Annotated in this window: 19 protein-coding genes and 3 tRNA genes; 16 read left to right on the forward strand and 6 right to left on the reverse strand. The window is 72.2% G+C overall.

From position 1 onward, the window contains the following. The first annotated feature begins 226 nt into the window (after positions 1 to 226). The 3 genes from LE548_RS09265 to LE548_RS09275 all read left to right on the forward strand — a co-directional run bounded on the left by LE548_RS09265 (position 227) and on the right by LE548_RS09275 (position 4,970). Positions 227 to 2,575 (forward strand): UvrD-helicase domain-containing protein, encoded by a 2,349-nt coding sequence (locus LE548_RS09265; RefSeq protein WP_225096190.1) that lies wholly within the window; start codon positions 227 to 229, stop codon positions 2,573 to 2,575. Positions 2,576 to 2,983: 408 nt separating this feature from the next. Next, a complete protein-coding gene (locus LE548_RS09270; protein WP_225096191.1) occupies positions 2,984 to 4,399 on the forward strand; it encodes an NAD-dependent malic enzyme in 1,416 nt (471 codons plus the stop codon). Positions 4,400 to 4,688: 289 nt separating this feature from the next. Then, positions 4,689 to 4,970: an HU family DNA-binding protein gene (locus LE548_RS09275; RefSeq protein ID WP_225096192.1), complete on the forward strand. Its 282-nt coding sequence runs from the start codon at positions 4,689 to 4,691 to the stop codon at positions 4,968 to 4,970. A gap of 329 nt (positions 4,971 to 5,299) precedes the next feature. Here the strand turns inward: LE548_RS09275 and murA are convergent, their stop codons facing one another. Then, the gene (gene murA, locus LE548_RS09280; RefSeq protein WP_225096193.1) at positions 5,300 to 6,640 is read right to left on the reverse strand and encodes a UDP-N-acetylglucosamine 1-carboxyvinyltransferase; all 1,341 of its coding nucleotides are present in this window, start codon (positions 6,638 to 6,640) and stop codon (positions 5,300 to 5,302) included. A gap of 281 nt (positions 6,641 to 6,921) precedes the next feature. Here murA and LE548_RS09285 point away from each other — a divergent pair, with 281 nt between their 5' ends. The 8 genes from LE548_RS09285 to LE548_RS09320 all read left to right on the forward strand — a co-directional run bounded on the left by LE548_RS09285 (position 6,922) and on the right by LE548_RS09320 (position 16,952). After that, complete coding sequence (locus tag LE548_RS09285; protein WP_186581645.1) at positions 6,922 to 7,494, forward strand: YqgE/AlgH family protein; 573 nt, start codon at positions 6,922 to 6,924, stop codon at positions 7,492 to 7,494. Between the two features lie 29 nt (positions 7,495 to 7,523). Then, positions 7,524 to 7,805: a DUF3039 domain-containing protein gene (locus LE548_RS09290; RefSeq protein WP_031159440.1), complete on the forward strand. Its 282-nt coding sequence runs from the start codon at positions 7,524 to 7,526 to the stop codon at positions 7,803 to 7,805. Positions 7,806 to 7,988: 183 nt separating this feature from the next. Further along, a complete protein-coding gene (locus LE548_RS09295; protein WP_225096194.1) occupies positions 7,989 to 9,605 on the forward strand; it encodes a beta-N-acetylhexosaminidase in 1,617 nt (538 codons plus the stop codon). Positions 9,606 to 9,918: 313 nt separating this feature from the next. Further along, positions 9,919 to 10,812 (forward strand): xanthine dehydrogenase family protein subunit M, encoded by an 894-nt coding sequence (locus LE548_RS09300; RefSeq protein WP_225096195.1) that lies wholly within the window; start codon positions 9,919 to 9,921, stop codon positions 10,810 to 10,812. Next, positions 10,809 to 12,806: a 2Fe-2S iron-sulfur cluster-binding protein gene (locus LE548_RS09305; protein ID WP_225096196.1), complete on the forward strand. Its 1,998-nt coding sequence runs from the start codon at positions 10,809 to 10,811 to the stop codon at positions 12,804 to 12,806. Before LE548_RS09300 ends, LE548_RS09305 begins: the two co-directional genes overlap by 4 nt. After that, the gene (locus tag LE548_RS09310; RefSeq protein ID WP_225096197.1) at positions 12,803 to 15,112 is read left to right on the forward strand and encodes a molybdopterin cofactor-binding domain-containing protein; all 2,310 of its coding nucleotides are present in this window, start codon (positions 12,803 to 12,805) and stop codon (positions 15,110 to 15,112) included. The genes LE548_RS09305 and LE548_RS09310 overlap by 4 nt, the downstream gene beginning before the upstream one ends. Positions 15,113 to 15,128: 16 nt before the next feature. Then, positions 15,129 to 15,680: an AAA family ATPase gene (locus LE548_RS09315; protein WP_225096444.1), complete on the forward strand. Its 552-nt coding sequence runs from the start codon at positions 15,129 to 15,131 to the stop codon at positions 15,678 to 15,680. Between the two features lie 111 nt (positions 15,681 to 15,791). Further along, positions 15,792 to 16,952 carry an SUKH-4 family immunity protein gene (locus tag LE548_RS09320; protein WP_225096198.1) on the forward strand — a complete coding sequence of 387 codons (1,161 nt, stop codon included), beginning with the start codon at positions 15,792 to 15,794 and terminating at the stop codon, positions 16,950 to 16,952. Positions 16,953 to 16,968: 16 nt separating this feature from the next. Here the strand turns inward: LE548_RS09320 and LE548_RS09325 are convergent, their stop codons facing one another. From LE548_RS09325 to LE548_RS09340, 4 genes are all read right to left on the reverse strand, one after another. Then, positions 16,969 to 17,823 (reverse strand): hypothetical protein, encoded by an 855-nt coding sequence (locus tag LE548_RS09325; protein WP_225096199.1) that lies wholly within the window; start codon positions 17,821 to 17,823, stop codon positions 16,969 to 16,971. A 572-nt stretch (positions 17,824 to 18,395) separates the two neighbouring features. After that, a tRNA-Cys gene (locus LE548_RS09330) sits at positions 18,396 to 18,470 on the reverse strand. A 19-nt stretch (positions 18,471 to 18,489) separates the two neighbouring features. Beyond that, a tRNA-OTHER gene (locus LE548_RS09335) sits at positions 18,490 to 18,587 on the reverse strand. Between the two features lie 19 nt (positions 18,588 to 18,606). Next, a tRNA-OTHER gene (locus tag LE548_RS09340) sits at positions 18,607 to 18,704 on the reverse strand. 174 nt (positions 18,705 to 18,878) lie between these two features. Here LE548_RS09340 and LE548_RS09345 point away from each other — a divergent pair. The 5 genes from LE548_RS09345 (at position 18,879) to dapE (ending at position 26,081) form a co-directional block, all read left to right on the forward strand. Continuing rightward, a complete protein-coding gene (locus tag LE548_RS09345; protein WP_225096200.1) occupies positions 18,879 to 20,321 on the forward strand; it encodes an MFS transporter in 1,443 nt (480 codons plus the stop codon). Between the two features lie 143 nt (positions 20,322 to 20,464). Further along, the gene (locus LE548_RS09350; protein ID WP_225096201.1) at positions 20,465 to 22,270 is read left to right on the forward strand and encodes a DEAD/DEAH box helicase; all 1,806 of its coding nucleotides are present in this window, start codon (positions 20,465 to 20,467) and stop codon (positions 22,268 to 22,270) included. Between the two features lie 397 nt (positions 22,271 to 22,667). Further along, a complete protein-coding gene (locus tag LE548_RS09355) occupies positions 22,668 to 23,309 on the forward strand; it encodes an IclR family transcriptional regulator (RefSeq protein WP_225096202.1) in 642 nt (213 codons plus the stop codon). 262 nt (positions 23,310 to 23,571) lie between these two features. Continuing rightward, positions 23,572 to 25,029, forward strand: a complete 1,458-nt coding sequence (locus tag LE548_RS09360) for an amino acid permease (RefSeq protein WP_225096203.1) — start codon at positions 23,572 to 23,574, stop codon at positions 25,027 to 25,029. Continuing rightward, positions 25,026 to 26,081: a succinyl-diaminopimelate desuccinylase gene (gene dapE, locus LE548_RS09365; protein ID WP_225096204.1), complete on the forward strand. Its 1,056-nt coding sequence runs from the start codon at positions 25,026 to 25,028 to the stop codon at positions 26,079 to 26,081. Before LE548_RS09360 ends, dapE begins: the two co-directional genes overlap by 4 nt. On the opposite strand, the gene LE548_RS09370 is transcribed toward dapE, so the two are convergent. Then, positions 26,062 to 26,601 (reverse strand): CdaR family transcriptional regulator (locus LE548_RS09370; protein ID WP_225096205.1); only part of this gene is annotated, 540 nt, incomplete at its 5' end. The genes dapE and LE548_RS09370 overlap by 20 nt on opposite strands.

Consider the following 26,601-nt stretch of genomic DNA (forward strand, 5'->3'; position numbering starts at 1 on the left):
GGGCTTGGCCGGAATTGGTGCTGTTGGCAGGGGGTGCCGCCTTATGGGGGCTGCGCCCCCAGGCCCCCCGTGTCGGATCGGGGTGCGTCCTGCCGTGCCTCGCCTGCGGGTCCGTCGTGGTTGTTCGCGCAGTTCCCCGCGCCCCTGGGGAGTTGTCCTGCCGTAGCTTTCATGGCGCCCCTTCGCGTACGGTTGACGGCTGCCCAGCACGTCAGAAGGGGGCCCGGTGGCCGCTCAGGTTCAGCAGTCCGCGGTCGGCTCGGTACACGGCGCACACGATTCCGTCCGTGACCGGGAGATCAGCGTCGAACAGGAACACCTGGACCGGGTGTACCGGCGGCTGGAGGAGAAGATCCACGAGGCCGAGTTCCTGATGAACGACGCGGCCAAGCGCGGCCAGGTCGGCACCCCGGGTGCGCTGGCCGAGCGCGACGCGCAGGTCTTCCGGGCGGGGATCCATCTCAACCGGCTCAACAACGAGTTCGAGGACTTCCTCTTCGGGCGGATCGATCTTCTTCTCGGCAAGGACGGGAAGAAGGGGCCCGACGGGGCCTACACGGCGGTGGAGCCGGCCGAGGGTGCCGTGCGGGACGACAACACCGCCGACATCGCCGAGACCCTGCACATCGGCCGCATCGGCGTCCTCGACGAGGACTACGCGCCGCTGGTCATCGACTGGCGCGCGCCCGCCGCCGCGCCGTTCTACCGGTCCACCCCGGTCGACCCCGGGCGGGTCGTACGGCGCCGGGTCATCCGGTCCAAGGGGCGGCGCGTGCTCGGCGTCGAGGACGATCTGATGCGGCCCGAGCTGACCGCCCGCCTCGACGGCCGTGAGCTGCCCGTCATCGGCGACGGCGCCCTCATGGCCGCCCTCGGCCAGGCCCGCACCCACACCATGCGGGACATCGTCTCCTCCATCCAGGCCGAGCAGGACCTGGTGATCCGGGCTCCCGCCGCCTCGATCACCTACGTCGAGGGCGGACCCGGGACGGGGAAGACCGCCGTCGCGCTGCACCGGGCCGCCTATCTCCTGTACCAGGACCGCCGGCGGTACGCCGGTGGCATCCTCATCGTCTCGCCGACCCCGCTCCTCGTGGCGTACACCGAGGGCGTACTGCCCTCGCTCGGTGAGGAGGGCCAGGTCGCCATCCGTGCCATCGGCTCGCTGGTCGACGGCGTGGAAGCGACTCTGTACGACTCCCCGTCCGTGGCCCGCGCCAAGGGCTCGTACCGGATGCTGAAGGTCCTGCGGAAGGCGGCCCGGGGCGCCCTGGAGCTGGGTCCCACCGGCCGTGACGAGGACGCCGAGCCGCAGCAGACGGTCACCGGTCCGCCCACCCGCCTCCGCGTCGTCGCCTTCGGGCGCCGCCTGGAGCTGGAGGCGGCCGAGCTGGAACACGTCCGCCGCACCGCCCTCGGCGGCACCGCGCCCGTGAATCTGCTCCGCCCGCGCGCCCGCAAGCTGCTGCTGGACGCGCTGTGGGCGCGGTCCGGCGCCGCCGGCCGGCACACCGACCCGGAGCTGGCCGCCGAGCTGCGCTCCTCCTTCGACGAGGATGTCGCCTCCGAGGACTCCTTCCTCGCGTTCCTCGACGCCTGGTGGCCCGAGCTGACCCCGCAGCGGGTCCTCGCCGCCATGGCCGACGAGAAGCGGCTCGGCCGCTGGGCCCGGCGGATCCTCAACCCCGGCGAGGTCCGCAGGGTCGCCCGCTCGCTGAAGCGGGACGGGCACACCGTGCACGACATCGCCCTGCTGGACGAGCTCCAGGCGATCCTCGGCGTCCCGGCCCGCCCGAAGAAGAAGCGGGAGCTCGACCCGCTGGACCACCTCACCGGGCTGGAGGAGCTGATGCCAGTGCGCGAGGAGTCGCAGCGCGAGCGGGCCGAGCGGCTCGCGCAGGAGCGCACCGAGTACGCGCACGTCATCGTGGACGAGGCGCAGGACCTCACGCCGATGCAGTGGCGGATGGTCGGCCGCCGTGGCCGGCACGCCACCTGGACGGTCGTCGGGGACCCCGCCCAGTCCTCCTGGTCCGACCCGGACGAGGCGGCCGAGGCCCGCGACGAGGCCCTCGGTACCCGGCCCCGGCGCCGCTTCCAGCTCACCGTGAACTACCGCAACCCGGCCGAGATCGCCGAGCTGGCCGCCAAGGTGCTCGCCCTGGCCATGCCCGGCGCCGAGGCGCCGTCCGCCGTACGGTCCACCGGGGTGGAGCCGCGCTTCACCGTCGTAGGGGAGTCGCTGGAGAAGGCCGTGCGGGCCGAGGCCGAGCGGCTGCTGGACCTCGTCGACGGCACGGTCGGCGTGGTCGTCGCGATGAACCGGCGCGAGGAGGCCCGGCGCTGGCTGGCCGGGCTCGGCGACCGGGTGGTGGCGCTCGGCAGCCTGGAGGCCAAGGGCCTGGAGTACGACGCGACCGTGGTCGTCTCTCCCGCGGAGATCGCCGACGAGTCACCGGCGGGGCTGCGCGTGCTGTACGTGGCGCTGACCCGGGCCACCCAGCAGCTGACCGTGGTCTCCGGGGAGCGGGACGAGCCGGACGCGGCCGGAGTGCCGGACCTTCTGCGGGACTGACGGAACTGACGGGACCGCGGGACCGACGGGACCGACGGGACCGACGGACTGAGTTTTCTGTGAACTGTCCGCAGGGGGAATGGCCCTGGGCATCCGTTTGTTAGCCTGGGTACGGCACCGGCCCGATCCAAGCCCCCGGGCCCAACCTTTGTCCCTGCGAGGGACCACTTGCCGCGAGGCGAGCATGGCGGGTCGGTGTCATAAAGCATGAGAGAGGCCCACGTCCGATGTGACGTGGGCCTCTTTCTTTGTCTGATCGTTTCTCGTATGGTGGAAGTGGTTTTCCGAAACCGACCACTGCTCATGAACAAAACGTCCGCAATCTCAGCCGACTACCGCGTACTCCGCGGTAGGTGCGACGATCGGACAGCACAACTCGCGACACGGTGAAAGCAGAGGAAGTCGGCCATGGCAACGGCGCCCAGCGTCTCCTACTCGATGACCATCCGGCTGGAGGTGCCCGCGAGCGGAACGGCCGTCTCGCAGCTCACCACCGCCGTGGAGTCCTCCGGAGGCTCGGTGACGGGCCTCGACGTCACCGCGTCCGGGCACGAGAAGCTCCGTATCGACGTCACCATCGCGGCGACCTCCACGGCCCACGCCGAGGAGATCGTCGAGAAGCTGCGCGGTATCGAGGGCGTCACTCTCGGCAAGGTCTCCGACCGTACGTTCCTGATGCACCTCGGCGGCAAGATCGAGATGCAGTCCAAGCACCCCATCCGCAACCGTGACGACCTGTCCATGGTCTACACGCCGGGTGTGGCCCGCGTCTGCATGGCGATCGCCCAGAACCCCGAGGACGCCCGCCGCCTCACCATCAAGCGCAACTCCGTTGCGGTCGTGACGGACGGCTCCGCCGTGCTGGGCCTCGGCAACATCGGCCCCAAGGCGGCCCTGCCCGTCATGGAGGGCAAGGCGGCCCTCTTCAAGCGCTTCGCCGGCATCGACGCCTGGCCGATCTGCCTGGACACCCAGGACACCGACGCGATCGTGGAGATCGTCAAGGCGATCGCCCCGGGCTTCGCCGGCATCAACCTGGAGGACATCTCCGCGCCGCGCTGCTTCGAGATCGAGGCCCGCCTGCGCGAGGCCCTCGACATCCCGGTCTTCCACGACGACCAGCACGGCACCGCCATCGTCGTCCTCGCCTCCCTCACCAACGCCCTGCGCGTCACGGGCAAGGCCATCGAGAACATCCGGGTCGTCATGTCCGGCGCCGGCGCTGCCGGTACGGCCATCCTCAAGCTGCTGCTCGCCGCGGGCGTGAAGAACGCCGTCGTCGCCGACATCCACGGTGTCGTGCACGCCGGCCGCGCCGACCTGGTGGACGCCCCGGCCGACTCGGCGCTGCGCTGGATCGCCGACAACACCAACCCCGAGGGCCTGACCGGCACCCTGAAGGAGGCCGTGCGCGGCGCCGACGTCTTCATCGGCGTCTCGGCCCCGAACGTCCTCGACGGCGACGACGTGGCCGCCATGGCCGACGGCGCCATCGTGTTCGCGCTCGCGAACCCCGACCCCGAGGTGGACCCGGCGATCGCCCGCCAGACGGCGGCCGTCGTGGCCACCGGCCGCTCGGACTTCCCGAACCAGATCAACAACGTGCTGGTCTTCCCGGGTGTCTTCCGCGGCCTGCTGGACGCCCAGTCCCGCACCGTCAACACGGAGATGATGCTCGCCGCCGCCAAGGCCCTCGCCGACGTGGTGACCGAGGACGAGCTGAACCCGAACTACATCATCCCGAGCGTCTTCAACGACAAGGTCGCGGGCGCGGTGGCGGGCGCGGTGCGCGAGGCCGCGAAGGCGGCGGGCGCGACGGCCTAGCCACCTCGTGACGTACTGTGCAGGGGCTGTGAGGATCACCACGGCGGCCCCTGCACCGGCGCGTCGTGGAACCAGCCGATGCCGGGCGCCCTCTAGGGTGACGCCGAGCGGGCGCTTTTCGTGTGACTCCCCAGGGTGTTCTCACGACTCCTACGGGTGCCGGATTGGCTTTCCCGCCGCAGGTAGGGGCAGGATGCGTCCCTGGGCGCGAGCGCATCGGCATCGCAGTGCCTGGGCGGCTCCGCCGCGTGGCACACCCCAACGGCAAGAAAAACACGGGAGTAACAACATGAACCGCAGTGAGCTGGTGGCCGCGCTGGCCGACCGCGCCGAGGTGACCCGCAAGGACGCCGACGCCGTGCTGGCCGCGTTCGCCGAGACCGTCGGCGAGATCGTCTCCAAGGGCGACGAGAAGGTCACCATCCCCGGCTTCCTGACCTTCGAGCGCACCCACCGTGCCGCTCGCACCGCGCGCAACCCGCAGACCGGCGAGCCCATCAACATCCCCGCCGGCTACAGCGTGAAGGTCACCGCGGGCAGCAAGCTCAAGGAAGCGGCCAAGGGCAAGTAAGCGCTCCGCTTCGGGCGCCGGTCCACTGGAGCGCCGTTCGATGTGAGCGCCGTGGGCAGTGTGTTGTCTGTGGCTGGTCGCGCCCACGCGACGCAGCCGCAGATGGACACAGCCCCGCGCCCCTCGGGGCGCGTCCACAGCGGGCGTGGACAACGACAATGGGGCGGCCCCTTTCGCCAAGGGGCCGCCCCATTGTCGTAGTGGACCCCGGCCGGGGGCGGTGCTGCCCTGGGCCGGGGTGGCGTGCTGTGCCTGCCCGGGGGCAACCCCCGGACCCCCGGCCGGGGGCGGTGCTGGCCCGGGCCGGGGTGGCGTGAAGATGCCGACAGTCAGCCGAGCGCCTTGCCGGGAAGCTCCACCTTGGCCCCCAGCTCCACGAGCTTCTCCATGAAGTTCTCGTAGCCGCGGTTGATGAGGTCGATGCCGTGGACGCGGGACGTGCCCTCGGCCGCCAGGGCGGCGATGAGGTACGAGAAGCCGCCGCGCAGGTCGGGGATGACCAGGTCGGCGCCCTGGAGCTTGGTCGGGCCCGACACCACCGCGGAGTGCAGGAAGTTGCGCTGGCCGAAGCGGCAGTCGGAGCCGCCCAGGCACTCGCGGTAGAGCTGGATGTGGGCGCCCATCTGGTTCAGGGCCGAGGTGAAGCCCAGCCGGGACTCGTAGACCGTCTCGTGGATGATGGACAGCCCCGTGGCCTGCGTCAGGGCCACCACCAGCGGCTGCTGCCAGTCGGTCTGGAAACCGGGGTGCACGTCCGTCTCCAGCGCGATGGACTTCAGCTGGCCGCCCGGGTGCCAGAAGCGGATGCCCTCGTCGTCGATCTCGAAGGCACCGCCCACCTTCCGGTAGGTGTTCAGGAACGTCATCATCGAGCGCTGCTGGGCGCCGCGGACGTAGATGTTGCCGTTGGTCGCGAGGGCCGCGGAAGCCCAGGACGCGGCCTCCAGGCGGTCCGGGAGGGCACGGTGGGTGTAGCCGCCGAGCTTGTCCACACCGGTGATGCGGATCGTGCGGTCGGTGTCCATCGCGATGATCGCGCCCATCTTCTGCAGCACGCAGATGAGGTCCTCGATCTCCGGCTCGACGGCCGCGTTGGACAACTCCGTGACGCCCTCGGCGAGTACGGCCGTCAGCAGCACCTGCTCGGTCGCGCCCACGGACGGGTACGGCAGCCGGATCTTCGTACCCCGCAGCCGCTGCGGCGCCTCCAGGTACTGCCCGTCGGCCCGCTTCTCGATCGTCGCGCCGAACTGCCGCAGCACGTCGAAGTGGAAGTCGATCGGCCGGCCGCCGATGTCGCAGCCGCCGAGGCCCGGGATGAACGCGTGGCCGAGACGGTGCAGCAGGGGGCCGCAGAAGAGGATCGGGATACGGCTGGAACCGGCGTGGGCATCGATGTCAGCCACGTTGGCGCTCTCGACGTACGTCGGGTCCATGATCAGCTCGCCGGGTTCGTCGCCGGGACGGACCGTCACCCCGTGCAGCTGAAGCAGGCCGCGCACGACGCGCACATCACGGATGTCCGGAACGTTGCGCAGTCGGCTCGGGCCGCTGCCCAGCAGGGCTGCGACCATGGCCTTCGGTACGAGGTTCTTCGCACCGCGGACACGGATCTCGCCCTCAAGCGGGGTTCCGCCGTGGACAAGCAGGACATCGTCGTTGACGGTCATGAATCTCGCGTTCCGATGAGTTGGGCAGGGGGCGGCCGATCACTGTTGCGCGCGGGCCGGGAGAGACAGCGTAGTCGCCGATCACCCCCCGCTCGTAAGCCCGAGGACTGCCAAGGATCGTCATAGATGTGTCACAACACGAAACGTGCTCTATCGGGCACATGGGGTCACCGGAGGCGGGCGTGCGCCGGGCCTCGCCCACCTGGGCGCTGAGCTGCGCACCCCTGTTTGCCCCCGCATTGGCTCCCCACGCCCGGCGAATATGCGGGATCATGTCTGGCATGACCGAGGTGTCCTCGCTCACAGGGCGGCTGCTCGTGGCCACACCCGCTCTGGCGGACCCGAACTTCGACCGTGCGGTGGTGCTCCTTCTCGACCACGACGAGGAGGGCTCCCTCGGTGTCGTCCTCAACCGCCCCACCCCGGTGGACGTGGGGGACATCCTGGAGGGCTGGGCCGACCTCGCCGGGGAGCCCGGGGTGGTCTTCCAGGGCGGCCCCGTCTCGCTGGACTCGGCGCTCGGCGTCGCGGTCATCCCGGGCGGCGCGAACGGCGACCGCGCCCCGCTCGGCTGGCGCCGGGTGCACGGCGCGATCGGCCTGGTCGACCTGGAGGCCCCGCCGGAGCTGCTCGCCTCGGCCCTCGGCTCCCTGCGTATCTTCGCCGGGTACGCCGGCTGGGGCCCCGGACAGCTGGAGGACGAGCTGGTCGAGGGGGCCTGGTACGTGGTCGAGTCCGAGCCCGGCGACGTCTCCTCGCCGGCTCCGGAACGGCTGTGGCGCGAGGTGCTGCGCCGTCAGCGCAACGAGCTGGCGATGGTGGCCACATACCCGGACGACCCTTCGCTCAACTGATGCCTGTGCGCTTCAGTACCCTGGGCGGTATGAGCACTCTTGAGCCCGAGCGCGGGACTGGTACGGGGACCCTCGTAGAGCCGACGCCGCAGGTGTCCCACGGCGACGGCGACCACGAGCGCTTCGCCCACTACGTCCAGAAGGACAAGATCATGGCGAGCGCCCTCGACGGGACCCCCGTCGTGGCGCTGTGCGGCAAGGTGTGGGTGCCGGGCCGCGACCCGAAGAAGTACCCCGTGTGCCCCATGTGCAAGGAGATCTACGAGTCCATGGGCAGCGGCGGCGACGACAAGGGCGGCGACAAGAAGTAGTCCCCCTGCCGTCCGACGTTCCTGAAGCCCTCGGGGCGCGCTCCGGCGCATCCCGAGGGCTTTTGCGTGTCGGGAAGTGGTGCAGACCTCTTGTGGGCATGCTCGTGTAGTCCTAGCCTCCGAGGTGTTGTGCGGAGCGAAACGGTCATTGCGTATGCTGCAACGAGCGCGTGAAGGACTGACATGGCTGATGTGATTCCCGCGCCGGCGAGCGTCCTGCGGCACTCGTCCGGCATCGCGCGCGTGGACAGCGGTACGGCACTGGAGACGCGGCCCGGCACGGAGGGCACCGCGCGCTGGCTGCGGGCCACCGTGGGCGCCGCGACCGGCCTGCCGTTCCCCGAGGCCGCCGACCGACCGAACCGGATCGTGCTGGGCATCGATCCCGGCCTGCCCCCGGAGGGCTACCGCCTGGTCACCGACGAGCAGCCCCTCCGCATCGAGGGCGGCGGCCCGGCCGGTGTCTTCTGGGGCGCCCAGACCCTCCGTCAACTGCTCGGCGCCGACGCCTTCCGCCGGGCACCGCTGCGGCCGGACGGGCCGTGGGAGCTCCCGGCCCTCGCCGTCGAGGACGCCCCCCGATTCCGCTGGCGCGGTCTGCTTCTCGACGTCGCCCGGCACTTCATGCCCAAGGAAGGCGTGCTGCGCTACCTCGACCTGATGGCCGTGCACAAACTCAACGTCTTCCACTTCCATCTGACCGATGACCAGGGCTGGCGGATCGAGATCAGGCGGTACCCGAAACTGACCGAGACCGCCTCCTGGCGGACGCGGTCGAAATTCGGCCACCGGGCATCGCCGCTGTGGGACGAGAGGCCGCACGGGGGTTACTACACCCAGGACGACATCCGGGAGATCGTCGCCTACGCCGCCGAGCGGCATATCACCGTCGTCCCGGAGATCGACGTACCCGGCCACTCGCAGGCCGCCATCGCCGCGTACCCGGAACTCGGCAACACCGACGTCATCGACACCACCGCCCTCACCGTCTGGGACAACTGGGGAATCTCCGCCAACGTACTCGCCCCCACCGACACCGTCCTGCGCTTCTACGAGGGGGTGTTCGAGGAGATTCTGGAGCTGTTCCCCTCACAGTTCGTCCATGTCGGCGGCGACGAGTGCCGCAAGGAGCAGTGGACCGAGTCGGTGGCCGCCAAGACCCGGATCGCGGACCTCGGGCTCGACGGCGAGGACGGCTTGCAGTCCTGGTTCATCGGGCACTTCGACGCGTGGCTCTCCGCGCGCGGGCGGCGCCTGATCGGCTGGGACGAGATCCTGGAGGGCGGGCTCGCCAAGGGCGCCGCGGTGTCCTCCTGGCGCGGCTACGGCGGCGGGATCGCCGCCGCGCGGGCCGGGCACGACGTCGTCATGTGCCCGGAGCAGTACGTGTACCTGGACCACCGTCAGGCCCCGGGCGAGGACGAGCCGGTGCCGATCGGCTTCGTGCGCACCCTGGAGGACGTCTACCGGTTCGAGCCCGTCCCGGACGGGCTCACCGAGGCCGAGGCCCGGCATGTGCTGGGCACCCAGGCCAACGTGTGGACCGAGGTGCTGGAGGATACCGCGCGCGTGGATTACCAGACCTTCCCCCGGCTCGCGGCCTTCGCCGAGGTGGCCTGGAGCCCGCTGCCTCCGCCCGGGGAACGGGACTTCGCCGGCTTCGAGGCCCGTATGGCCGCCCACTACGCGCGACTTGACGCCCTCGGCGTCGCTTACCGGCCACCCGCCGGGCCCAGGCCGTGGCAGAGGCGCCCCGGTGTCCTCGGTCGCCCGATCGAGGGGCCGCCCCCGCACAGGTGACGGCGCCCGCACAGATGACCGCCGTCGCACAAGTGACCGCCCCGGACGCGCGATCGCCCCGAACGCGTGGTGATAAACGCGCCAAGAGTCACCGAAGAGTGTCAATCACCGCGCACCGGTGATGCCGTGCGAAAACGGTCCATCTCCATGATGAGGTGGGCGAATGCTTCCTACTGCCTCTTACCGCCTGCTAGCGGACCCCCGCGTTCGGCCCTTGCGAAGATGTGCCAGAGTTGCCACGTCCGCCCTGTGAGCACGTACCGTACGGCCACACAGGTGGGACCAGGTGGGGCAGCGGGAAGGGGCAGCCGGTTTGACCACGCACGCACCGCAGGCGGCGCAGGCCGTCACGCTGCCCACGACGCTGGACGAGGCGGTGGCGGCCCTCGGCGCCCAGCCCGCCGCCGTGCCCGTCGCGGGCGGCACCGACCTGATGGCCGCCGTCAACTCCGGCCAGCTCAGGCCTGCCGCCCTGGTGGGCCTCGGGCGGATCAGCGAGATCCGCGGCTGGCAGTACCAGGACGGCCACGCGCTGCTCGGCGCGGGGCTCACGCACGCGCGTATGGGCCGCCCCGACTTCGCGGCCCTCATCCCGGCGCTCGCCGCCGCCGCGCGCGCCGCGGGCCCGCCGCACATCCGCAACGCGGGCACCTTGGGCGGCAACATCGCCTCGGCCGCTCCGACGGGCGACGCGCTGCCGGTACTGGCCGCCCTGGAGGCGACGCTGATCATCGCGGGGCCGGCCGGCGCCCGCCGGGAGATCCCGGTGTCGCACCTGCTGGCCGGCATGGAGATGCTGCGCGGCGGCGAACTCATCGGCTACGTGCGCGTGCCCCTGCTGCACGCCCCACAGGTCTTCCTCAAGGCCACCGGCCGCACCGGACCGGGCCGCGCGCTGGCCTCCGTGGCCCTCGTCCTCGACCCCGCCCGGCGCGGAGTGCGGTGCGCCGTCGGTGCCATAGCGCCGATGCCGCTGCGCCCGCTGGAGGCCGAGCAGTGGGTCGCGCAGCTCATCGACTGGGACAACGACCGCGCGATCGTGCCCGAGGCCCTGACCGCCTTCGGTGAGTACGTCGCCGCGGCCTGCATCCCGGACCCGGCACCGGAGCCCGACGGCTCGGTGCCCGCGCTTCCGCCGGCCGTACTGCACCTGCGGCGCACCGTCGCCGCGCTGGCCCGACGAGCACTGGGGAGGGCGCTGTCGTGACCGACGACCAGCACGGAGAGGGCACGCCCCGAAGCGGCGGCCGCTGGGACCCGCTGCCCCAGGGCGACTACGACGACGGCGCCACCGCCTTCGTCCAGCTCCCCGAGGGCGGTATCGACGCCCTGCTGTCCGGCGACAGCCCGCTGGCCGCTCCGGGTCACGGCTACGTACCGCCGCGGATAACGGCCCACCCCGGCACCGGCGAGCCCGCCGCGGCCGGTACCTGGGGCGCGCCCGCGGGCGGCACCGAGTGGCCCGATCCGAATGCCGTGCCGCAGCCGCAGAGCGCGGACGACCGGTTCACCTACCAGCCCGGCGCGACTCAGCAGTGGACCTTCGAGGAGCCCGCCGCCCCGGCCGCCCCCGGACACGACGTCACCGGACAGTGGTCCATTCCCGTCGCCGGCGGTGATCTGCCGGACGAATCGGGCGAGTTCACCACATCGTCCCTCGTCGAGCAGTGGGGCGGCACTCCGCCGGCCACCCTGCCCGGCGGCGCGCCCGCACCCTGGGCGACGGACGGCGCGGGCACCGCCTGGGGCCGGACCCCGGCCGACGTGGACTCCGCTCCGCTCCCGGACCACACCGGCGCACACCCCGCGCACCCCGCAGGCGACGCACCGGCGCCGGACGCCTACACGGCCGAGGAGCGGTACGGGCACGCGCGCGAGGAGCGGTACGGGCATGCGCCCGGGGGGTACCCGGAGCCGGCTCACGCGGAGACGATTCACGAGGCGGCGGGGCACGGGGAGTTCGGTCACGCGGAGTTCGAGCATGACGGGGCCGGTCACGCGGAGTTCGAGCACGACGGGGCCGGTCACGACGGAGCCGGTCACGCGGAGGCCGACCGTCGGGGTCAGCCTGCGGACGCGCACGCCTCCGCCGACCCGCACGCCCCCACCCAGGCCCCTGAGGACCCCGCTGACGTCCCGGCGGGTCACGAGGGCCCCGCACCCCATGTCGCCGCACCGCAGGCCGCCACAGCGGCGGACACGGCCGGCGCGGCGGCCCCCGCCGACCCGGCGGACACGGCCGTACACCCGGACCCGGCGGCCACAGCACACCCCGCCGGAACCGACGCGGGCGCGCCGCACGACACACCGGAACCCACCGGGGAATCCGCCGAGGCATCCGCCGACAGCGCCCCTGGGGACCCCGGACACTCCCCGGCGCCTCAGCCGCCCATGGCGGACCCGGCGTCGGACACCGGCCCGGACACCGCCCCCGCGCAGGCGGCCGACGGCGAGGACGCCGAGGAAGGCGCCGTACCCCTCCCGCCGCACGACGACCACCCCCTCGCCTCCTACGTGCTGCGCGTCAACGGCGCCGACCGGCCCGTCACCGACGCCTGGATCGGCGAGTCGCTGCTGTACGTGCTGCGCGAACGGCTCGGTCTCGCGGGCGCCAAGGACGGCTGCTCGCAGGGCGAGTGCGGGGCCTGCAACGTCCAGGTCGACGGCCGGCTGGTCGCCTCCTGCCTGGTCCCGGCGGTCACCGCGGCCGGCAGCGAGGTGCGCACCGTCGAGGGCCTCGCCGTCGACGGGCAGCCCTCCGACGTGCAGCGCGCGCTCGCCCGGTGCGGTGCCGTGCAGTGCGGCTTCTGCGTGCCGGGCATGGCGATGACCGTGCACGACCTGCTGGAGGGCAACCCCGCGCCGACCGAGCTGGAGACCCGGCAGGCGCTGTGCGGCAACCTGTGCCGCTGCTCGGGCTACCGGGGCGTCCTGCGGGCCGTCCAGGAGGTCGTCGCCGAGCGCGCGGACGCGCACGCCGCCGGCGCTGAGACGAACGCGGACGAGGCACGTATCCCGCACCAGGCGGGCCCCGGCTCCGGCGGCGTCAACCCGTCGGCGTTCGACGCACCCGGCGTGTTCGACACACCGGAGCCTTACAGCTCGTCCGACCCGTACGGCACGCCGGGACCGCACGGCACGCACGACCCGCACGGCACGTCGTACGACCAGCACTACGGCCAGGACGGAGGCCAGGTGTGAGCAACGAAGCCGCCACGGCGACCACCGCCGCGGAGATCACCCCCGAGGCCGAGGCGCTGCCGCACGGCCTCGGCGCGTCCCTGCCGCACGCCGACGCCCGTGCCAAGACCGAGGGCACCTTCCCGTACGCCGCCGATCTGTGGGCCGAGGGCCTGCTGTGGGCGGCCGTCCTGCGCTCCCCGCACGCGCACGCGCGCATCGTGAACATCGACACCACGCACGCGCGTGAGATGCCCGGCGTACGGGCCGTCATCACGCACGAGGACGTCCCCGGCACCCCGCGCCACGGCCGGGGCACCCCGGACCGCCCGGTGTTCGCCTCCGAAGTCGTACGCCACCACGGCGAGCCCATCGCCGCCGTCGCCGCCGACCACCCGGACACCGCGCGGATGGCCGCCGCCGCCGTCATCGTCGAGTACGAAGTACTCGATCCGGTCACCGACCCGGAGCGCGCCTTCGAGGCCGAACCCCTGCACCCCGACGGCAACTTGATCCGGCACATCCCCCTGCACCACGGCGACCCGTCGGCGGTCGGCGAGGTCGTCGTCGAGGGCCAGTACCGCATCGGCCGCCAGGACCCCGCCCCCATCGGCGCCGAGGCCGGCCTCGCCGTGCCCCGCCCCGACGGCGGCGTGGAGCTGTACCTGGGCTCCACCGACCCGCACACCGACCGCAACACCGCCGCGGCCTGCTACGGGCTGTCCCCCGATCGGGTGAAGATCGTCGTCACCGGGGTGCCCGGCGCCACCGCCGACCGCGAGGACCAGGGCTTCCAGCTCCCGCTCGGCCTGCTCGCCCTCAAGACCGGCTGCCCGGTGAAACTCACGGCCACGCGCGAGGAGTCCTTCCTCGGCCACACCCACCGCCACCCCACCCTGCTGCGCTACCGCCACCACGCCGACGCCGAGGGCAGGCTGGTGAAGGTGGAGGCGCAGATCCTGCTGGACGGGGGCGCGTACGCCGACACCTCCGCCGACGCGCTCGCCGCCGCCGTCTCCTTCGCGTGCGGCCCGTACGTCGTCCCGAACGCCTTCATCGAGGGCTGGGCGGTGCGCACCAACAACCCGCCTTCCGGCCATGTGCGCGGCGAGGGCGCGATGCAGGTGTGCGCGGCCTACGAGGCGCAGATGGACAAGCTGGCGAAGAAGCTCGGCCTGGACCCGGCCGAGCTGCGGCTGCGCAACGCGCTCGCCACGGGCGACGTCCTGCCGATCGGCCAGACGGTGACCTGCCCGGCCCCGGTGGCCGAACTCCTCCAGGCCGTACGGGACTTCCCGCTCCCGGCGCTGCCCAAGGACACGCCCGAGGAGGACTGGCTGCTGCCCGGGGGCCCCGAGGGCGCGGGCGAACCGGGCGCGGTGCGCCGGGGCGTCGGCTACGGCCTCGGCATGGTCCACATGCTCGGCGCGGAGGGCGCCGACGAGGTGTCCACGGCCACGGTGAAGGTCCACGACGGCGTGGCGACAGTGCTCTGCGCGGCTGTGGAGACGGGCCAGGGCTTCACGACCCTCGCCCGCCAGATCGTCCAGGAGACCCTCGGCATCGAGGAAGTCCACGTGGCCCCGGTCGACACCGACCAGCCACCGGCCGGCGCGGGCTGCCGGGGTCGGCACACCTGGGTGTCGGGCGGCGCGGTCGAGCGGGCGGCCAAGATGGTCCGCACCCAGCTTCTCCAGCCCCTCGCCCACAAGTTCGGCATGTCCACGGAGCTGCTCCAGATCACCGACGGCAAGATCACGTCGTACGACGGCGTCCTGTCGACCACCGTCACGGAGGCGATGGAGGGCAAGGAGCTGTGGGCCACGGCGCAGTGCCGCCCGCATCCCACCGAGCCGCTGAGCGCCTCCGGCCAGGGCGACGCGTTCGTCGGGCTGGCCTTCTGCGCGATCCGCGCGGTGGTGGACGTCGACATCGAGCTGGGCTCGGTGCGGGTGGTGGAACTGGCGCTCGCCCAGGACGTCGGCCGGATCCTGAACCCGGCCCAGCTGGAGGCCCGGATCGAGGCGGGCGTGACACAGGGCATCGGCATCGCCCTGACCGAGAACCTCCGCACCCCGCGCGGCCTGGTCCGCCACCCCGACCTGACCGGTTACGCCCTCCCGACCGCCCTGGACGCGCCGGACCTCCAGATCGTGAAGCTGGTGGAGGAACGGGACGTGGTGGCCCCCTTCGGCGCCAAGTCCGTCAGCGCGGTCCCGGTGGTGACGGCACCGGCGGCGATCGCCTCGGCCGTGCGCGCGGCGACGGGCCGCCCGGTCAACCGTCTTCCGATCCGCCCGCAGGCGGCGGTGGTGACGGACCGCTGAGCCGCTGTCTCTCGTGATCGACGGAGTGGTGGTCATCACCGGGGTGATGGCCGCCGGCAAGTCGACGGTGGCCCAGCTCCTGGCGGAGCGGCTGCCGCGGGCGGCACACGTCCGGGGCGATGTGTTCCGCCGGATGATCGTGACGGGCCGCGCAGACTACACGCCGGCGGCCGGCGCCGAAGCCGCCGCCCAACTGCGTCTGCGGCAGCGCCTGTCGGCGGCCACGGCGGACGCGTACGCAGAGGCCGGCTTCACGGCGGTGGTGCAGGACGTGCTGCTCGGCGAGGACCTGCGCACGTACACCGGACTGATCCGCACCCGCCCGCTGTACGTCGTCGTCCTGGCCCCGGACGCGGAGACGGTCGCGGCCCGGGAGGCGGGGCGGGCGAAGACGGGGTACGGCGGGGCGTGGACGGTGAGCGGCGGGGCGTGGACGGTGTCCGGCCTGGACGAGGTACTGCGCCGGCGCACCCCGCGCATCGGCCTGTGGCTGGACACGACCCGGTGGACCCCGGAGGAGACGGTGGCGGCGATCCTCGCCGGCGCGCAACGTGCCCGGGTCGCCTGACGTCCTTCCTGGCGAGGGCCGTTGTCAGTGGGGCGGCGTAGTCTGCGAAGCAGTGGGGGCAGGCGCGCCCACCGGAGGCACATGGGGCACGGGGAAGACCGCGGGGGAGCGATGAGCACGACCGACACCGGGGCAGCGGCGATCACACTGACCGAGGCGGAGCTGGACCGCTACGTCACGCACGCGCCGACGCGCGGCCTGCTCAGCGGCTCCGGACTGCCCGCCGAGACCGACCTGCTGACCTTCTCCCCGCTGCGCACCCACGGCCTGCGCACGCTCGCCGACGCCGCGGAAGCCCCCTTCCGGCTGGCGGAGGAGCTGCGGACCCGCCTGGTGATAGGCGAACTGCTGACCCCGGCCGGCATGGAGCGCGAGTCGATCCTGCTCGACGGCGTCACGGGCGAGATCACCACGGCGTATCTCTTCGACCCCTCCGACCCCCGCCCCTTCGCGCCGTCCCTCACCACGCTGCTGCGCTTCGCGGCGGTCACCGAGGAACTGACGGGCCTGCGCGGCCGTTTCGCCTCCCTCGCGGGCCGGTACGGCCCCCAGACGGCCGCCGAGGCGACCCGCCGTCTGCTCTCCCTCTTCGAGGAGGGCGCGAACGGCGAGGTCCCGCCGTACTGGAAGGTGGCGGCCCTGATCCGCCCGCTCGCCCTCGCCGCCGGCCCCGGCACGGCCCGCGGCCTCACCCTGGACGTCCCCGCGCGCGTCCTGGACCAGGAGTTCGGGCACGGCCGGGTGACTCGCTTCGAGGAGGTCGACTTCCCGCCGACGCTCACGCACGAGCCGACGCGGCGCTTCCTGCGCGAGACGGGGCTGCCGGAGCAGGCGGTCCTGTTCCACACCGACACGGACGTCCCGTTGCCGACGCTGAGGGAATTCTTCACGGAGGAGCGCCCGGGCGCCCTCCCGCTGGACGAACTCCCGGCCCACGCCGACCACTTGATCCGCCTGGGCTACCTGCCGGAGGACACGAGCCTGCTGATCGACGGCAGAACGGGCGCGGTGCTGACCTTCAGCGAACCGGACGCGACGCTCCACCCCCTGAACACCGACGTCTCCACCCTCGCCTTCACCCTCTGGCTCCTCCACCACGAGCGGACCATCACCGGCCACCTGCACCACGAGCTGACGACCTCGTCCTACGAGGACCTGGCGGCCGCCATGATCCGCACCCTGTCGACCGTCGACCCCACGGGCACACTGCCCGGCACCGACTGGCACTACTGGACGGAGGCCTTTCAGGACGAGGCGGGCGGGGTGCTCTGAAGCGATTCCTGGGCGTCTACCGCACCACCACACCGGGCGTGAACTCGAATCGCACGCTGTTGCTTTCCCGGAGGACGTAGACGGAGTCGGTCCGGGCCCGCCACCCGCTCGGCACGGCGTAATAGCGGCCGTCCCGCTCCGTGATGAGCCGCAAACCCATGTAGCGGTACCGCAGATGGGTGGTGGGGCCGAGGTCGTGGAATTGGAGCCCGAGTGCGGGGCCGAGGCTGATTTTCCCGGCGCTGAAGACGATCAGGCCGGTGCGCCTGTTGATATGCCGGGCAGCGTCCATGGCGTGCTGGTGGCCGAGCTGACCGGCGACAACAGTGACGGTCCAGAACAGGAACACTCCGGCGGCGAGGATCGGTACGGCTGTGTCCCGCAAGTCGGTCGGGCGGCTCAGGCCGTCGTGCGGGGCCACGCCGAGCAGCAGGCCCAGGGCGATGAGCAGGGGACCGGCCCAGCGGTACGACAGCAGCAACCCCCACTGCCACCACAGGACGAGCAGGAGCAGACCTGCGGCCACGACGAGCACGTGACAGCGGACCAGTGCCTCAGGCAGAGCCCGATGCGACCGGCGTGCGGCGAGGGCGGCGCCCACGAGCAGGACGACGGCACCTGCGAGAACCGGGAAGGTGACCAGGTTCAGGCTTTGCAGGGCGAACTCGGCGAAGCCGAAGCCCAGCGCGAAGGGGGAGAGGTGGTAGTAGTCGTAGTACGCGCTCGTGTAGATCACGCCCAGGTAGAACATCAGCGCGGCGATGAACGAGGCCTGGGCGATCACGACCTTGACCAGTCGGGTCGGCGACGCCAGGTCCGCCGAGCCGGTTCGACGATCCTGCTGCGCGAGGCCGGGCTTCGACTCGCTCACGTTCTGTCCGGAACAGGCATCTGTGGGGTCTCGCCGTGCCCGGGAGGCGATGGGCAGTCGGGATTGCCGGGACAGAGACGCGTGGAGGGGTTGAAGGAAGGCGACGGCGCGATGTCGGGGTTGCCTTTCGCCGACGGACCGGTGTCCGACGGCGGAGGCGGTTCCGAGGCGAGCGACTCGCCGCCGTAGCTGGGTGAGCCGTTGGGCTGTGCCGGTGACGACGCGCCGGACGCCGACCCACCGGGTGACGATGCGCCCGACGCCGACCCACCGGGTGACGACGTGGCGGACGCCGACGCGGAGGACGGTGACGGCGCGGGGGACGACGTCCCGCCCCCGCCATGCCCCCCTTTCGACCCGCAGCCGACGACCATGCCGAGGCAGGCGGCCGTGCAGAGGGCGATGCGAGCGATCCACCCGGGGCGGTGCCTCATGCGAGTTCTCCGTGTCGTACCGGTGCAGTCAGCACGGACCCTGAGGCCGCCTTGCCGACGGACCGAGAACCTGACGAGGAGGAGAGACCAGCTCGCCCCGAAAGGAGCAGTGAAGGAGCTGGTCAGCGCATTACAGCTTGGAGGCCGTGGCGGGAATCGAACCCACGTAACTCGCTTTGCAGGCGAGCCCCTAAACCACTCGGGCACACGGCCATGTTGATGTGTTCGTTCTCGGCCGTGGTGGGGATCGGACCCACGTGACTCCCCGCGAGCGGAGCTCGCTGATGGATGCAGCGCAGGCGAGCCCCTGAACCACTCGGGCACACGGCCGTGTTGATGTGTTCGTTCTCGGCCGTGGTGGGGATCGGACCCACGTGGCTCCCCGCGAGCGGAGCTCGCTGATGGATGCAGCGCAGGCGAGCCCCTGAACCACTCGGGCACACGGCCGTGTTGATGTGAATGAACTTATGGGCCGAGGGAGATGGGCTCAAGGGCATCGGGCGGGCTGCAATGCGACTGCCACACCGCGTTCATGAAACGGGGGGCGTACGACCAAGGTCGCAGGTCGGACCGGTCTCCCGACAGGGGTCAAACGGTGTTGTGGGCCTTACTCTGGCGGGCATGACCGCCCTGGAGCCCCGCGACGCCGATGTCGTGACCGAAGCAGCCGAGACCGACGGCAGAGAAGGTGTGCTGAGCCGGTCGTACCGGGCGCTCAGTGTCGGGATCGTCTCCGTGGTGCTGCTCATCGCGTTCGAGGCGACGGCCGTGGGGACCGCGATGCCGGTTGCCGCGCGGGAGCTGGACGGGGTGGCGCTGTACGCGTTCGCGTTCTCCGGGTATTTCACGACCAGCCTGTTCGGCATGGTGCTGTCGGGGCAGTGGTCGGACCGGCGCGGTCCGCTCGGCCCGTTGAGCGCGGGCATCGCGGGCTTTGCCGCCGGTCTCGTCATCGCCGGCACCGCCCAGGTGATGTGGGTGTTCATCCTGGGCCGGGCGGTGCAGGGGCTCGGCGGCGGTCTCGTCATCGTGGCGCTGTACGTCGTCGTCGGCCGCGCCTACCCCGAGCGGCTGCGGCCCGCGATCATGGCGGCCTTCGCGGCGGGCTGGGTGGTCCCCTCCATCGTCGGCCCCCTCGCCTCCGGCGCCGTCACCGAACACCTCGGCTGGCGCTGGGTCTTCCTCGGCATACCCGCCCTCGTCGTCCTCCCGCTCGCCCTCGCCCTGCCGCAGATACATCGCCGGGCATCCGGACCGGTCCAGACCGGCACGGGTGCCGGTTCATTCGACCGGCGGCGCATCCGGCTCGCCCTCGGCATCTCGCTCGGCGCCGGACTGCTCCAGTACGCCGCCCAGGATCTGCGCCCCCTCGCCGCGCTCCCCGCACTCGCCGGTGCCGCACTGCTCGTGCCCGCCGCCCTCGGCCTCCTCCCGCGCGGCACCTACCGCGCCGCCCGCGGTCTGCCCTCCGTCGTCCTGCTGCGCGGACTGTCCGCCGGTTCCTTCGTCGCCGCCGAGTCCTTCGTCCCGCTGATGCTCGTCACCCAGCGCGGGCTGTCGCCGATGCTCGCCGGGTTCTCGCTGGCGGCTGGCGGGCTGACCTGGGCGCTGGGCTCGTATCTGCAGTCCCGGCCGCGCATGGCGCCGTACCGGGAGCGGCTGATGACCGTCGGGATGGTGCTGGTCGCCGCCGCGATCGCCACCGCGCCCAGTGTGCTCGTGCATTCCGTGCCGGTCTGGACCGTCGCCGTCGCCTGGGCCTTCGGCTGCCTCGGCATGGGCCTGGTGATCTCCTCGACGAGTGTGCTCCTGCTCCGGCTGTCCGCCCCGGAGGAGGCCGGCGCCAACTCCGCCGCGCTCCAGATCTCCGACGCCCTCTCCAACGTCGTCCTCCTCGCCACCACCGGCGCCGCCTTCGCGGCCCTGGGCGGCGGCAGCACGGTCACCACCACGGCCACGACCACCGACGGAACCCACCCCGCCGCCTTCGCGGCCGTCTTCCTGCCGATGGCGGGGGTGGCGCTGGTGGGGGCGTGGGTGACCCGGCGGCTGCGGGAGCGGTGAGCCACAACGCCTGAGCGGTGCGTGCTGTGACGTGGATCCCACCCACGGGCGACCCGGCCTCGTCCGGGCGTTGACGGCGGTGCCGCGCCGGTAGGGTGGCCCGGTTGTCATACGTAGCCACCCGACCTTGATCTACGGAGACCGTGACTACTACCGCCGCTTCCGCCTCCGCCACGACATCGCATCACCTCTCGCCCGCCTTCCCCGGCCGGGCCCCCTGGGGTACCGCCAGCAGGCTGCGGGCTTGGCAGCAGGGGGCGATGGAGAAGTACGTCCAGGAGCAGCCGCGCGACTTCCTCGCCGTCGCCACGCCCGGCGCCGGCAAGACGACCTTCGCGCTGACGCTCGCCTCCTGGCTGCTGCACCACCACGTCGTGCAGCAGGTGACCGTGGTCGCGCCGACCGAGCACCTGAAGAAGCAGTGGGCCGAGGCCGCGGCCCGGATAGGGATCAAGCTCGACCCCGAGTACAGCGCCGGACCGCTCGGCCGGGAGTACGACGGGGTCGCCGTCACCTACGCCGGTGTCGGCGTACGGCCCATGCTGCACCGCAACCGGGTGGAGCAGCGCAAGACCCTGGTGATCCTGGACGAGATCCACCACGCCGGCGACTCCAAGTCGTGGGGCGAGGCGTGTCTGGAGGCGTTCGAGCCGGCGACCCGGCGGCTCGCGCTGACCGGTACGCCGTTCCGTTCCGACACCAACCCGATCCCCTTCGTGACGTACGAGGAGGGGGCGGACGGGATCCGGCGGTCCGCCGCCGACTACACCTACGGCTACGGCAACGCCCTCGCCGACCATGTCGTCCGGCCCGTCATCTTCCTCTCCTACAGCGGCAACATGCGCTGGCGCACCAAGGCGGGGGACGAGATCGCCGCCCGGCTCGGCGAGCCGATGACCAAGGACGCGATCAGCCAGGCCTGGCGTACCGCGCTCGATCCGCGCGGCGAGTGGATGCCCAGCGTGCTGCGCGCCGCCGACCAGCGGCTGACCGAGGTCAGGAAGGCCATCCCGGACGCCGGTGCGCTGGTCATCGCCTCCGACCAGGACTCGGCGCGCGCGTACGCCAAGCTGATCCGTGAGATCACGGGCAGCAAGGCGACCCTCGTGCTGTCCGACGACACCGGCGCGTCCAAGCGGATCGACGACTTCAGCGAGAGCAACGACCGGTGGATGGTCGCCGTCCGCATGGTGTCCGAGGGCGTGGACGTGCCCCGGCTCGCGGTCGGGGTGTACGCCACGACCATCTCCACCCCCCTCTTCTTCGCCCAGGCCGTCGGCCGCTTCGTACGGTCCCGGCGGCGCGGTGAGACGGCCTCCGTGTTCCTGCCGACCGTGCCGGACCTGCTGACCTTCGCCAACGAGATGGAGAAGGAGCGCGACCACGCCCTCGACAAGCCGAAGAAGGAGGGCGAGGAGGACCCGTACGCCGAATCCGAGAAGGAGATGGAGGAGGCGAACAAGCAGCAGGACGAGGACACCGGCGAGCAGGAGCAGTTCTCCTTCGAGGCGCTGGAGTCCGAGGCCGTCTTCGACCGGGTCCTCTACGACGGCGCCGAGTTCGGTATGCAGGCTCACCCGGGGAGTGAGGAGGAGCAGGACTACCTCGGCATTCCGGGCCTCCTCGAACCCGACCAGGTCCAGCTCCTGCTCCAGAAGCGGCAGGCCCGGCAGATCGCGCACAGCCGCAGGAAGCCGGACGCCGAGGCGGACCTTCTCGAACTGCCCGCCGAGCGGCGGCCGGTGGTCTCCCACAAGGAGATGATGGAGCTGCGCAAGCGGCTCAACACGCTGGTCAGTGCGTACGTCCATCAGAGCGGCAAGCCGCACGGGGTGATCCACACCGAGCTGCGCCGGGTGTGCGGAGGCCCGCCCAGCGCGGAGGCCACGGCGGGGCAGCTGCGGCAGCGCATCGCCAAGGTGCAGGAGTGGGCCACGCGGATGCGCTGACCCCCGCCAGCCGCCCCGCTCAGCCGATCCGCTCAGCCGCCCCGCTCGGCCGCCCCGCCCAGCCGCCCAGCCGATCCGCGCGGCCGGAGAGCGGTTTGCGCCGCGGGTCGGGTGCCCGCTCCCGCGTCCGTATCCGGACGAATGCAGGCAGGCTGGATAAGCCCTTGCCCGGATTCTGGACGGAGGCTTCCGCTCAGCGAACTTGCTTCGCTACTGTCCCGCTACGCACACGCCCCGTGGCAGCGTCGCCGCGGAGCGCAGCCGTGAAGCGACCTGGGCCCGGAGCCGCCGGAGCCGTCCTGCCGATCGGCGGCCTCTGAACGCGTCGCCGACGGGACTCGGCCACGCATCCGCCGCTCAGGGGCCCGCCGGCCTCACCACCAAAGGAGTGGGCGTCGTGACCGCGGAGACCTCTCAGACGCTCGACCGGGGACTGCGTGTCCTGAAGCTGCTGGCCGACACCGACCACGGGCTGACCGTCACCGAGTTGTCCACGAAACTGGGCGTGAACCGTACTGTCGTGTACCGGTTGCTCGCCACCCTGGAACAGCACGCGCTGGTACGGCGTGACCTGGGCGGGCGAGCCCGGGTCGGCCTCGGGGTGCTGCGGCTCGGCCGGCAGGTGCATCCGCTGGTACGGGAGGCCGCGCTGCCCGCGCTGCGCTCGCTCGCGGAGGACATCGGGGCGACGGCGCACCTGACCCTGGTCGACGGGACGGAGGCGCTGGCCGTCGCCGTGGTCGAGCCGACCTGGACCGACTACCACGTGGCGTACCGGGCCGGTTTCCGGCACCCGCTGGACCGCGGGGCGGCCGGCCGGGCGATCCTCGCCGCACGCCACTCGTCCGGCACCGGTCCCGGGTACACGCTCACCCACGGCGAACTGGAGGCCGGTGCGAGCGGGGCGGCGGCGCCGCTGGTCGGGGTCACCGGGGTCGAGGGCAGCGTGGGTGTCGTCATGCTGGCGGACTCGGTACCGGAGCGGGTCGGGCCGAGGGTGGTGGAGGCGGCGAGGGAAGTCGCGGAGGCGCTGCGCTGATCAGTCGTCGGCTGCGGTGGAGTGCCCCGTAAGGGGCGCGGGGACCTGCGCGACCACCCCCGATGCACCCGCACCCGCACCAGGCAAACCACGTGTCCACCCCCGATGCACCCGCACCCGCACCAGGCAAACCACGTGTCCACCCCTTTGACCGTCCGGCCAACTGTCGTCTCGCACCTTTGGCCGATCCGCTCACCCCGCCGCCCCATCACCTCCGCATCATCAAGGGCCATACAACCCCCGAGGCGGAGGGAACAACACGGTGGACACAGTGGACACCCGGCCGGAGGCCAGAGCACAAGAAGCGAGCACACGTCGACTCACCAGGCGCCAGCCGGTGCAACGACTCGTCGGGGAAGCCGCCGGCAGTCCGCTCAGGCGGACCATGGGCGTGGCCCAGCTGACGCTGCTCAGCGTGGGCGCCACCCTCGGCACCGGCATCTTCGTGGTGCTCGGGCAGGCCGTGCCGGAGGCCGGACCCGCGATCGTCGTCTCCTTCCTCGTCGCCGGCGTCACCGCCCTGTTCTCGGCGCTGTCGTACGCCGAGCTGGCGGGCATGATCCCCGGCTCGGGATCCTCGTACAGCTACGCCTACGCCACCCTCGGCGAGCTGGTCGCCTGGGTGTGCGGCTGGTGTCTGATCCTGGAGTACGGGGTGTCGGTCGCCGCCGTCGCCGTCGGCTGGGGGCAGTACGTCAACGAGTTGCTCGACCTCACCTTCGGGGTCACCCTCCCCGACTCGCTCAGCGCCCCGCCCGGGGCAGGGGGCACCCTCAACGTCCCCGCCGCCCTCATCGTCGTCCTCGCCATGGTCGTCCTGCTGCGTGGGGCCAAGGAGAGCGCCGTCGCCAACACCATCATGGTCGCCGTCAAGATCGCGGCCCTCGTCATCTTCTGCGCCGTCGCCTTCACCGCCTTCCGCGCCGGGAACTTCCACCCCCTCTTCCCGCTCGGCGCCGCCGGCATGAGCGCCAGAGCCGCCTCGCTCTTCTTCTCCTACATCGGGTTCGACGCCGCCTCCACCGCGGGTGAAGAGGCACGCAATCCGCAAAGGGACCTGCCGCGGGCCATCATCCTGTCCCTCGTCCTCGTCACCGCCCTGTACGTGCTCGTCGCCGTCGCCGCGCTCGGCGCCATGCCGTGGAAGCAGTTCGCGGGCACCGAGGCCACGCTCAGCGAGGTCCTGGTCCGGTCGGTCGGCGGCGGCAGCCTGTGGCCGATCCTGCTGTCCGTCGGCGCGGTCGTCGCCACCACCAGCGTGGTGCTCACCGTGCAGTACGGTCAGATCCGCATCCTCTTCGCGATGGCCCGGGACGGGCTTGTGCCGCCCCTCTTCGCCGAAGTCCACCCGCGCACCGGCGTGCCCCGCGCCAACACCGTGATCGTGTCCGGCTTCATCGCGGTCCTCGCCGCCCTCGTCCCGCTCGGCAGCCTCGCCGACGCCACCAGCATCGGCACCCTCTTCGCGTTCATGCTGGTCAACCTGGCGGTCGTACTGCTGCGCCGGCGCAGCCCCGACACCCCGCGCTCCTTCCGGGTGCCGTTCTCGCCCGTCACGCCGCTGCTCGGCGTCGGCTTCTGCGTCTACATGCTGGGCAGCCTGGGCACCGACACCTGGATCGCCTTCGGGGCGTGGATGGCTGTCGGGCTCGTCATCTACGGCCTCTACGGCATCCGGCACTCCAAGCTCGCCCAGATCTCCCCGGACGATCTCGCATGACCGCCCTCGACCTCACCGCCGACGTCGTCACCCTCACCCGCGCCCTGGTCGACCTGCCCTCCGAGAGCGGGCGGGAGGCGGAGATCGCGGATGCCGTCCACGCCGCCCTGCGCGCCCTGCCCCATCTCACCGTCGACCGGGTCGGCAACTCCGTCGTCGCCCGTACCCGCCTCGGACGCGGCGAACGCGCCCTGATCGCCGGGCACCTGGACACCGTCCCGGCCGCCGGGAACCTGCCCTCCCGGCTCGCCGACGACCGCGTGCACGGGCTCGGCGCCTGCGACATGAAGGGCGGCGTGGCCGTGGCACTCCGGCTGGCCGCCACCGTTCCGGCGCCCGCGCGCGACCTCACCTACGTCTTCTACGAGTGCGAGGAGGTGGAAGGGGACCGCAACGGGCTCGCCCGTATCGGCGCCGAGCGGCCGGACCTGCTCGCCGACGCCTCCCTCGCCCTCCTCATGGAGCCCTCCGACGCGGGCGTGGAGGCCGGCTGCCAGGGCATCCTCACCGCCGACATCGTGGTCAAGGGCGCCCGCGCCCACACCGCCCGCGCCTGGCAGGGCGTCAACGCGGCGCACAAGGCCGGTCAGGTCCTCCAGCGGCTCGACGCGCACCGGCCCGAGCGGGTCGTCGTCGACGGGCTGGAGTACCGGGAGGGGCTCAGCGCCGTCGCCGTACAGGCCGGGGTCGCCGGGAACGTCGTACCGGACGAGTGTGTCGTCACCGTCAACTGCCGTTTCGCACCCAGCCGTTCACCGGAGGAGGCGGAGGCGTACGTGCGCTCGCTCTTCCCGGAGTACGAGGTGCGCGTCACCGAGGCCGTCGGCGGCGCGTTGCCCCGCCTGGACCGGATCGGCGGGCTCGTCGCCGCGCTCGGTGCCGAGCCGCGGCCCAAGCTCGGCTGGACGGACGTCGCCCGGTTCGCCGCGCTGGGCGTGCCCGCCCTCAACTACGGCCCCGGCGACCCCTCTCTTGCCCACACGGCGGGGGAGTACGTCCCCGTGGAGCACCTGCGGCGGTGCGAGGACCGGCTCAGGCAGTGGCTCCGGTGAGCCCCGCCAGCACCCGCAACTGAAGCCAGAGCACCAGCCGTTCGTCGGGGTCGTCCAGATCGACCCCGGCGTGCTGCTGGAGCTGCCTCAGGCGGTAGCGGCAGGTGTTGGGGTGCACGGCGAGCAGCCTCGCCGCGCCCGCCATGTCACAGCCCGCATCGAACCAGCAGACCAGCGTGCGGGCGTACTCCGTGCCGTGCGCGGCGTCGTACGCCAGCACCCGCCGCCAGGCGCCCGCGGTCAACTCCCGCCGCTCGCCCATCACTTCGGCCAGCCGCAGCAGCGTGACGCGGGGCCGCACCTCGTCCACCCCGGCCACGGGCAGGTCGGCGTCCAGCACCCGCAGCACCAGATCCGCGTCCGCCCGGGAGTCCGCGAGCCCCGCCGCGTCCGGCACGACCTCGCCGAGCGCCGCCCGCACCGGCACCCGCAGCGCCTGCCCGGCCCGCGCCACGATGTCCTCGGCGAGCTTCTTGTGGCTGTGTTCATTTGTTCGCCGCAGGGGCGCTCCAGCCGGTGT

The organism is Streptomyces sp. CoH27, from assembly GCF_020181035.1.
In the GTDB taxonomy this organism is placed as follows: Bacteria; Actinomycetota; Actinomycetes; order Streptomycetales; family Streptomycetaceae; genus Streptomyces; species Streptomyces camelliae.